The 8796-nt window shown below is 72.2% G+C and carries 9 protein-coding genes and 1 pseudogene; 6 read left to right on the forward strand and 4 right to left on the reverse strand.

Translation table 11 applies throughout. The annotated features are described in order from the left end of the window. The 5 genes from HMPREF3086_RS19175 to HMPREF3086_RS17240 all read left to right on the forward strand — a co-directional run. Nucleotides 1-295 (forward strand): hypothetical protein (locus tag HMPREF3086_RS19175; RefSeq protein WP_168169119.1); only part of this gene is annotated, 295 nt, incomplete at its 5' end. Between the two features lie 137 nt (nucleotides 296-432). Next, nucleotides 433-975, forward strand: coding sequence for an NUDIX hydrolase (locus HMPREF3086_RS17225; protein ID WP_061229750.1), 543 nt, complete (start codon nucleotides 433-435; stop codon nucleotides 973-975). A gap of 34 nt (nucleotides 976-1009) precedes the next feature. Further along, nucleotides 1010-1636, forward strand: a complete 627-nt coding sequence (locus HMPREF3086_RS17230) for a hypothetical protein (protein WP_061229749.1) — start codon at nucleotides 1010-1012, stop codon at nucleotides 1634-1636. A 69-nt stretch (nucleotides 1637-1705) separates the two neighbouring features. Next, nucleotides 1706-2266: a copper chaperone PCu(A)C gene (locus HMPREF3086_RS17235; protein WP_061229748.1), complete on the forward strand. Its 561-nt coding sequence runs from the start codon at nucleotides 1706-1708 to the stop codon at nucleotides 2264-2266. Next, on the forward strand, nucleotides 2259-3530 hold the full coding sequence (locus HMPREF3086_RS17240) for a Dyp-type peroxidase (protein WP_061229747.1): 1272 nt from the start codon (nucleotides 2259-2261) through the stop codon (nucleotides 3528-3530). The genes HMPREF3086_RS17235 and HMPREF3086_RS17240 overlap by 8 nt, the downstream gene beginning before the upstream one ends. A 126-nt stretch (nucleotides 3531-3656) precedes the next feature. Here the strand turns inward: HMPREF3086_RS17240 and HMPREF3086_RS17245 are convergent, their stop codons facing one another. From HMPREF3086_RS17245 to HMPREF3086_RS17260, 4 genes are all read right to left on the reverse strand, one after another. Continuing rightward, nucleotides 3657-4613 carry an SGNH/GDSL hydrolase family protein gene (locus HMPREF3086_RS17245; protein WP_061229746.1) on the reverse strand — a complete coding sequence of 319 codons (957 nt, stop codon included), beginning with the start codon at nucleotides 4611-4613 and terminating at the stop codon, nucleotides 3657-3659. An 85-nt stretch (nucleotides 4614-4698) separates the two neighbouring features. Further along, entirely contained in the window at nucleotides 4699-5793 is a 1095-nt protein-coding gene (locus HMPREF3086_RS17250; RefSeq protein WP_061229745.1) for an SGNH/GDSL hydrolase family protein, read from the reverse strand. A 103-nt stretch (nucleotides 5794-5896) separates the two neighbouring features. Further along, nucleotides 5897-6964: a beta-ketoacyl-ACP synthase III gene (locus HMPREF3086_RS17255; RefSeq protein WP_070723166.1), complete on the reverse strand. Its 1068-nt coding sequence runs from the start codon at nucleotides 6962-6964 to the stop codon at nucleotides 5897-5899. 178 nt (nucleotides 6965-7142) lie between these two features. Further along, a complete protein-coding gene (locus HMPREF3086_RS17260; RefSeq protein ID WP_246831040.1) occupies nucleotides 7143-8141 on the reverse strand; it encodes an SRPBCC family protein in 999 nt (332 codons plus the stop codon). A 44-nt stretch (nucleotides 8142-8185) separates the two neighbouring features. Between HMPREF3086_RS17260 and HMPREF3086_RS17265 the strand changes: the two are divergent. Then, nucleotides 8186-8796, forward strand: a pseudogene (locus HMPREF3086_RS17265) (MFS transporter); the annotation flags it as partial.

Below are 8796 nucleotides of genomic sequence, written 5' to 3' on the forward strand. Positions count from 1 at the left end.
GAAGGGTTCGTTGGACAAGCTCGCCACGGGCTCCAGCGGAAACGGCTCCAAGGCCGGTGACTCGGTCACGAACATCGCTGGCTCCGAAGCCGGTGCCATCCTGGCCGTGGGCTCGCTCGCCGCGGGCAGCATCGGCCTCGGCCTGGCCATCTCCGGTGGCGTCAACCTGCCGCCGCTCCCGGCGATCAACGTCGGGGCGGTCTGCAACCTGCCGCAGGAGGCGATCGACTTCCTCAAGGACAACGGCTCCATGGAGCGGCACGAGTGCGAACCCGAGCAGCAGCTGCCTTCCTGATTCGGGTTCGCATTTCGGTCTGACCGACCGATGAACTGATCCGACTCCACGCGATCCCCCGCTGACCATATGGTCCGCGGGGGATCGCCGCATCTCGGGGCCGTCGCCCGTGTCGTAGGGGCCGATACCCTCGGGGCATGTCCATCCCCGACTTCGTCCTGAAGCTCCGTGAGCACGTGGGCACCGCCCCCCTGTGGCTCGCCGGGGCCACCGCCGTCATCCGCCATCCCGACCGTGAGCGGATCCTGCTCGTCCGACGCAGCGACAACGGATGGTGGACCCCCGTCACCGGCATCATCGACCCCGGTGAGCACCCGGCCCACACCGCAGTGCGCGAAGCGCGCGAAGAAGCTGCCGTGGACATCCGCGTCGACCGACTCGCCTCCCTCGGCGTCTCCCGAATGGTCACGTATGCCAACGGGGACCGGGCGCAGTACATCGACCACACCTTCGCCTGCACCTACCTCGGCGGCGAGCCGCACCCCGCGGACGGTGAGAACACCGACGCCCGCTGGTTCGCGATCGACGACCTGCCCGACATGAGCCCGCATATGCTCGCGCGCATAGAGGCGGGCCTGGCCGACGAGGAACGCACCCGCCTCGCGACCACCACCGAGGGCACGCGCGCAGAGGGCGCCCCCGTGGAGGACACCACCGCAGAAGGCGCAGCCACCGGATAGGGGCCCTGTCGTAGGTCCAGCCTAGAATCGGGTCATGTCCGCCGACCGCTTGCGCGCCGAGGTCCCGCCCGTGGTGACCGCGGTCGTGGGAATCGTGGTCGCACTGGTCAGCGGCGTGTTCGGCATCAGCGCGCACGGGCTGGCCGCCGGTGCAGCGGCGGGTCCGCCCACTACGGGGCAGATCCTCATGGTCGCGGCCGCCAGCGCCGGTGTCGGCGTGGTCACCGCGGCCCTCGCCCGGCATCGGTCACCGATCCTCACCTCGGCGGCCGGACTCGTCGCCGGTCAGGGGGTCGTCCACCTGGTGCTGGCCTCCGGGCACTCGCACGGCGCGGCCGGCCCGCTCGGCCACCATGCGACGAACCCGGCGGCCGTTCGTGCCGCGATGGACGGCGTCAACCTGGACCCTGCGGCCTCGGCATCGGCGCTGTTCGCCCCGTCGATGCTGGGCGCCCACCTGGCCGCGGTCGTCCTCACGCTCGCGCTGGTGGCGATCCTGACAGGGACGCTGTCCTGGCTGGCGGCCCGGGTGTTGCCCACTCCCGTGACGGCTCACTTCGTCGTCGTCGCTCGACTCCTGGCCTCCTACGACGCCGACGCCCCGCGCGGACGGTACCTCCTGGCCCGCGGGGGAACCCGGGCGCCGCCCGTGACCGTGTGATCCCACCTGTTCACGCACCGGCGCGCAACCCGCGGCCGGACGATCACACATCACCAAGGACACACACCCATGCGTACCCACACCCGTGCCGCCTTCGCGGCGGCCACCGCCCTCGCGCTCGCCCTCACCGCCGCCTGCGGCACCGACGACGCCGACACCGGTGACGCGGCCGCCGAGACCGGCGCCGCCACCACCCTGGTGACCTTCGACGACGGCTGGGCCAAAGCCACCGACACCGAGATGTCCGGCGTCTTCGGCACCATCCGCAATCCTGGTGACAGCGACCTGCACCTCACCGGCGTCGACGGCGACCTCGGCGACAGCACCGAACTCCACGAGACCGTCCCCGGCGCGAGCGGCATGATGATGAAGGAACGCGAGGACGGCTTCGTCATCCCGGCCGGCGGCGAGCTCCTCCTGGAGCCCGGCGGCAACCACATCATGCTCATGGACCTCGACGAGCCCATCTCCACCGGCCAGCAGATCACGCTGACCCTCGAATTCGACGGCGCCGAACAGGACGTCACAGTCTTCGCGCGCGACTTCCAAGGCGGCGAGGAGGAGTACGTCGGCGGCGGGCACGCCGCTTCCGGCCACGAGGCGCACGGAGGCATGACTCACGATGGCTGACCAGGCCCGACGTGGTCTGATCAGGCGCGGCCTGTCCCGGCGGTCCGTGCTCACCGGCGGCGTCGCGGCCGTGGTGGGCGGCGGCGTCGTCGGGGGCGCCGCGGGCTACGCGGGGCGGGGTGTCGTCGACGACGACGAGGCGATCGCCGACTGGAAGACGGTCGCCGACTCGCGGGTCGTGGGGACCACCACGGAACCGTTCCACGGCCCGCACCAGTCCGGCATCACCACGGCACCGCAGTCACACGCGGCGTTCGTGGCGTTCGACATCATCCCCGGAGCTACACGCACCGAGATCCAGGGCGTCCTGCGCGCCTGGTCCCAGGACGCCGCCCGCCTCACCCAGGGGCGGGGCGGCCTGGCCGATCTCGAGCCAGAGCTCGCCGAGGACCCGGCGCGTCTCACCGTGACGATCGGCCTCGGGCCCGGCTTCTTCGACGCCGCCGGGCTGCCGGAGAAACGGCCGTCTTGGCTCGCGCAATTGCCCGCGTTCCCGCAGATCGACCAGCTAGAGGACCGGTGGTCCGAGGGCGACCTGCTCCTGCAGATCTGCGCCGACGATCCGCTGATCGTCTCGCACGCCGCGCGGATCCTCGCATCCGGCGTGCGGGGTGTCGCACGGCAGCGGTGGGCGCAGCGGGGCTTTCGCAAGGCCGTCGGCACCGACCCCAGCGGGCGGACGCAACGCAACCTGTTCGGGCAGATCGACGGCACCGAGAACCCGCGGCCGGACGACGTGGACTTCGACCAGATCCTGTTCTCCGACGGCAGCGAACAGCGCTGGATGCGGGGCGGATCGTCGCTGGTGCTCCGGCGCATCCGCATGACCATGGACACCTGGGAGGAGATCGACCGCACGTCACGCGAACTCAGCGTGGGTCGGCGGCTCGACACCGGCGCGCCGCTGACCGGCCGGAACGAACGCGATCCGGCCGACTTCGAGTTGATCGACGAGACCGGCCTTCCGGTGATCCCGCCGGAATCCCACATGGCGCGGGCCCGCCAGCGGAACAGGGGCGAGGCCATGCTGCGGCGGCCGTACAACTACGACGACCCGCCGGAGGACGGCGAGATCAGCAACAGCGGTCTGCTGTTCACCGCCTACCAGGCCGACCCGGTGCGCACGTACATCCCGGTCCAGCGGCGGCTCGCCGAGCAGGACGCGCTCAACACGTGGACCATCCCGATCGGCTCCGCGGTGTTCGCGCTCCCGCCCGGCGCGCCCGAGGGCGGTTACGTGGGACAGACGCTGTTCGAGGGCTGATGCCCGCGTTCTCTCCGCAGCCGCCGCTGCCGATGGCGTCTCGCCCGCCCCGCGGTGTGTGCGAGACGCCATCCCGAGGAGCGGCTGCGGTGCTGGCCGCGGCGGACCGGATCGGGGCAGACTGGATCAGAGCGCCGCGGCGATCGCGGCCGCCATCGCCTGCTGGCCGAGGGCGGTGGGGTGGAACGGCGCCGCATTGTTCTCGGAGCCATCGGCGAACACGACCCACCGCTCGTCCGCCGGAGCACAGCCACTGCGGTCCGTGTCATCGACGGGCAGCACCGAGACGTGGCCGTTGCGGCGGGCCGCCTCGTCGACCGCGTCGTTGATCTCCTGGGTGATCTCGCGGGCCCACTCCAGGTTCTCGTCCCCGACGAACTGGGTGAACGCACAGCCGTCCGCGTCATCGGCGGGCATCAGGGGCAGGTACTGGGTCGCGATCACCGTCGCATCGGGCGAGCGCTCGGCGATCTCGGCGTAGATGTCGGCGACCGCGCCGTCTTCGCCGTACACGTCAGCGATGAGACCGCTCACCGTAGTGCCCAGCTCACTCTCGCAGTCGCGGGGGGAGCCCGGCAGGCCACCGGTGATGCACTGGACGATCAAACCGAAACCCACGTCGTTACCGCCGATGGACAGCGTCACGAGATCGGTGTCCTCGTCGAGGGCTTCGAGCTGGGGGGCGACGCCTGGGTGCTGCGCCTCGAACAAGTCCTCGGTCACGGCCCCGCCGCAGGTGACATCGGTGAGCTCGCCGACAGCCGGGTTCGCATCGAGCAGGCCGGGGTAGTTGCTCGCACTCCTGCCGCAGGGCGCCGCCACGCCTGACTGATCGCCGAAGGCAGCATACGAGTCACCGAGTGCGACGTACTCGGGGTAGGCGGGCTCGGCGAGAGAGCCCAGAGACCCGGCGACGCTGCCCGGGATCTCGTTGGTCGCGCCCAGCGAGCTGACGGCGATCGCCCCGTCGGGCTGAGCTGTGGACTGGGCGGCAGCGGCGGGCGTCGCGACGAGAACGGCGGCAGCGGAGAGGGCGAGGGACGTGGTGAGAGGGCCGCGTCGGCGGCGATGAGGAGTCGACATGATCTCAGTGTCTCCTCATCACCACCGTTCCGATCGGCGATCGACGCAACTGGACAGTTGTCCTCAAGCGTGACCACTCGGCCCCTCAGCCGTCAGCGAGCGCCGCCAGCACGCGGTCGGCGACGTGGGCGTGGCCGGCCGAGGTCGGATGGACCGGGACCGCGCCGGTCTCGAGCCCGGTGAAGTCGACCCAGCGGGTGTCGGGCGAGGTGCACATCGAGTGACCGGGCTCATCCGGGATCACGACGGTGACGCCGTTGCGCTCGGCGGCGGCGCGGACCACGCGGTTGATGCTGTCCTGGAACCCGCGGACCTTGGCCCGCTCCTCGGCGCTGATCGCCATGAACGGCGCGCACGACGGCGACTGCTGGATGACCGCGTCATCCTCCGGGACGGCCGCGAGATACCCGATCGTCACGACGCGGGCCCGAGGCGCGCGCCGAGCGATCTCGGCGTACACGCCGTCCAAACGCTCATCGAGGTGCTCGAGCGCCTCGGCGGCCTGCCGGTCGATCACGTCCGAGCAGCCGGTGGTGGGGTCGAAGCCCTTCGACAGGTTCCCGGTCGCGCCGTCGACGAGCGGCAGAAGCTCGGGCGCGGTGTTGGGACGCAGTGCGCAGGCGACGATCACCGCACCGAATCCCACGTCGTTGCCGCCGATCGTCATCGACACCAGATCGGTGTCGGAGTCGAGCGCGTCGAACTGCGGCGGGGCACCGGTCCGTCCGGCGGTCCGGAAGTCGTCGACCACTGCGCCCCCGCAGGTGGCGTTGACGAACGTACCCACGCCGAGCGCGCGGGCCACCACGGTCGGGTACGCGTCGGAGGTGCGCACGCACGCGACCGGGCCTGCACCCCACGCGCCCGGCGCGATCCGGCCCACGGCGGCGTAGGAGTCCCCGAGCGCCACGTAGTTCGACGGGCCGGTGCCGGGGCCGGCGTGAACCGACGGGCCCATCCCGGCCCCGCTGACCTGCCCGGCGATGTTCGCGCCGAGGGTCTGCACCGAGCCGCTGGCCACCTCGAGCGGCGCCGTCTCCGGGGTGATCGGCGCCGGGATCGTGGGAGCGGGCGCGGCCCCGGCGGGAGCCGCGAGCAGCGGGGACAACAGGACGGCGGCAGCCGCTGCGGCACCGGACATCAGACGGCGCGCGGAGCGGCGGGGAAAGGACGTGTGCACGCCCTCAGCGTCCCATGAACACGTGTCTAGTTGGGCGCCCTCCCGGCCCGCCACGAGGCGTGTCGTGGGGCCGGGAGGGCGCGGGGTCAAGCGAGTCGGTGCGTCAGCTCGCGGGCGGCTTGGCGGGCAGCCGCAGGACCTGCCCCGCGTAGGACAGTCCCGCCCCGAAGCCGATGCACAGCGCGATCTGACCCGGCTCGGCCTCTCCCTCGCGCAGCATGGTCTCCATCGCCAGCGGGATCGAGGCGGCGGAGGTGTTGCCGGTCTGCTCGATGTCGTTGGCGATCGCCACCGAGTCCGGCAGCCCGAGGTGCTTGGCCATGGCCGAGTTGATGCGGCCGTTGGCCTGGTGGGGGATGAACGCCTGGATCTGCTCGGCCGTCACGCCCGCCGCCTCCAACGTCTGTGCACACACCTTGGACACCTGCACGGCGGCCCAGCGGAAAACCTTGGAACCGTCCATGACCAGGAAGGGCTGGAGCACGGCCTCCTCGCGCGCTGCGGCGGCGGAGGCGTCGACCTCGTCGACGTACTGCTTGAAATCCTTGGTCTGGCGGATGGCGCTGCCCTGCTCTCCGTCGGACCCCCACACGACCGGGCTGATGTCGTTGGTCTCCGACGGGCCCACCACCACGGCGCCGGCACCGTCACCGAAGATGAAGGCCGTGTTGCGGTCGGAGAAGTCGATGCCGTCAGTCATCTTCTCCACGCCCACGACCACCACGTAGCGGGCGCCGCCGCCGCGGATCATGTTGGTGGCCACCGCCAGGCCGTAGCCGAAGCCCGCGCAGCCGGCGGTGAGGTCGAACGCCGCGATGCCGTTGCGCCCGAGGGCGGTGGCGACCTGTGGGGCCGCGTGCGGCACCTGGGTCCAGTTGGTGGACGTGCACACGATCAGGGCATCGATCAGGTCGGCGTCGATGCCGGCCGAGGTCACGGCCGCGCGGGCCGCCTCGATCGACATGTAGACGATGCCCTCGTCCGGACCGGCGACGTGGCGGTTGAGGATGCCGGAGCGCTCGTAGATCCACTCGGAGGTGGAGTCGATCTTCTCGCAGATCTCCTCGTTGCTCACCACCCGCTCGGGGCGGTACGCCCCGATGCCGAGGAGGGTCGTGCCTGTGGCGCCCTCGCCGGTCGCGATGGTCACGGTCTCGTTGGAATCCGCCATTGGCGATCTCGCTCCTCGTCGGTGGACGGCGCCTCCCGGCGCTCGTGTCGTACTCCCCGTCACCCTACTGCGGGCACAGGGTAGATCGCCTCACCGTACCGCCGTGTTTCCACCGTCACCCCCGGCCGACCCGAGCCGACCCGCCGACGCGCGTAACCGCAGGTCCGCCGCTCGCGGATCAGTCCGCCAGCAGCCCTTCGAGCCATGCACGCCAGCGCGGTGCGTCCCAGGAGGGCGTGACGTCGACCGCCGCGGCACCCAGCGGGCGGCCGTCGCCGCCGGGCATGTCGACGTACTCGTAGACCCGCAACGCCAGGGCCGCGCGGCCGGCCGCGTCCTCATGCGTCTCGCCCGCCGGGAAGGCGAAGAGCTCGAGCATCCCGTCGACGGGGGCGGACAGGATGAGCGTGCGCGACGCCTCCGACTCGGTCGCGACGATGCCGCCGACCTCGCCCGAGCGCGCCACGACGCCGCTGTTCCCCGAGCCGCCCCCCGAGCCACCGGCCGGGTTGTGGCCGACCCCCGCCGCAGGGGCGATCAGCCGCGACGTCACGCGGGCCCACAGCTCGGGCACCGTCTGCTGCACGGGATCGGTGGCCGCGTCCACGGTCACCACCCCGCCGGCCGGGCGATGGGTCAGCCGGTGGGCCAGCACGGTCAGCGCCTGCGCCCACCCGTCGACACTGCCCGACACGGACTGTCCCGCCAGTTCCCCGCCGGAGCCGAACCCGGACCGCAGGGTGAGCACGCTGCCGCCCTCGTCGTCGTCGACCACCTCACACGACGTCTCCCACGGCGGCACGGGCACGCCCTCGCCCATCCAGTCACGTTCCACGTAGGCGAAGACGCCCGGCGCGTCGGCGGTGGGCGGCGAGTACTCGGTGATCTCCCCGACGGTCGCGGTGAGCATGGCCTCGGCCGCGGCCTCCGGGCCGGTCGTGGGGTCGGGCGCGCCCGGGTCGGCGAACTGCACGATCCGCCCGCCGACCCGCGGTTCCATCGCGCACGAGACGAACCACGACGCGATGCCCTCCGCCGTGGCGACCGCGTCCCACACGACCTCCGGCGCGACCGGCAGCGGCACGCTGCACACCACGCGGATGCTGCCGTCGTCCGTCCGGACCTCCGCCGCCACGTCGTACATGTCCCGCTCCCGCCCGTCGGTCGACCGCTCCACGCGCACAACGCTACCGCCGCATCCCGGGCCGTACCCTGGCGGGCGTGACCTCGACGAGCGGGACCGGAACGGCCGGACACGCCGGCCCCACCGGCGACACGGCCCGTGCCCCCGGCGACACGGCCCGTGTCCGCGGCGTCCGGGGGCCCATCGCCGCGACCGCCCTGCTCTTCGCCGCCAACGGCGCGATCTTCGGCGCGATCGTGCCCCGCCTGCCCGACCTCAAGAGCGCCCTCGCCTTGGGCGCGGGGGAGTTCGGGCTGGCGATGGCCTGCTACCCGGCCGGGGCGCTGGTCGGCGGGCTGCTCACGCCAGCCCTCATGAGGCATCGCTCAGACGGGGCCGTCGCCGTGGCCATGATGGTCGGCGCGTCCGTGGCCGCCGCGCTCGTGGGGTTCTCGCCCGTCGTGGCCGTGTTCGCGGTGCTGCTGTTGGCGTTCGGCGTGTGCGACGCCATCACCGACGTGTCCATGAATGCCCACGGCATCCGCGTGCAGCTGCGCCACGGCCGGTCGCTGATCAACCGGTTCCACGCGCTGTGGTCTCTCGGGGCGGTGCTCGGCGCCGCGGGCGGGTCGGTGGGTGCCGGCGCGGGGGCGTCGGTCCGGGTCCAGATGATCGGGGCCGCCGTGGTGTGCGCGCTGGCCGCCGCGGC

The organism is Dietzia sp. HMSC21D01 (assembly GCF_001815995.1).
In the GTDB taxonomy this organism is placed as follows: Bacteria; Actinomycetota; Actinomycetes; order Mycobacteriales; family Mycobacteriaceae; genus Dietzia; species Dietzia cinnamea.

Bases quoted from the DNA above. Each gene is read 5' to 3' on its own strand.
- HMPREF3086_RS17225 (WP_061229750.1), top strand. From the start codon at position 433: ATGTCCATCCCCGACTTCGTCCTGAAGCTCCGTGAGCACGTGGGCACC.
- HMPREF3086_RS17230 (WP_061229749.1), top strand. From the start codon at position 1,010: ATGTCCGCCGACCGCTTGCGCGCCGAGGTCCCGCCCGTGGTGACCGCG.
- HMPREF3086_RS17235 (WP_061229748.1), top strand. From the start codon at position 1,706: ATGCGTACCCACACCCGTGCCGCCTTCGCGGCGGCCACCGCCCTCGCG.
- HMPREF3086_RS17240 (WP_061229747.1), top strand. From the start codon at position 2,259: ATGGCTGACCAGGCCCGACGTGGTCTGATCAGGCGCGGCCTGTCCCGG.
- HMPREF3086_RS17245 (WP_061229746.1), bottom strand. From the start codon at position 4,613: ATGTCGACTCCTCATCGCCGCCGACGCGGCCCTCTCACCACGTCCCTC.
- HMPREF3086_RS17255 (WP_070723166.1), bottom strand. From the start codon at position 6,964: ATGGCGGATTCCAACGAGACCGTGACCATCGCGACCGGCGAGGGCGCC.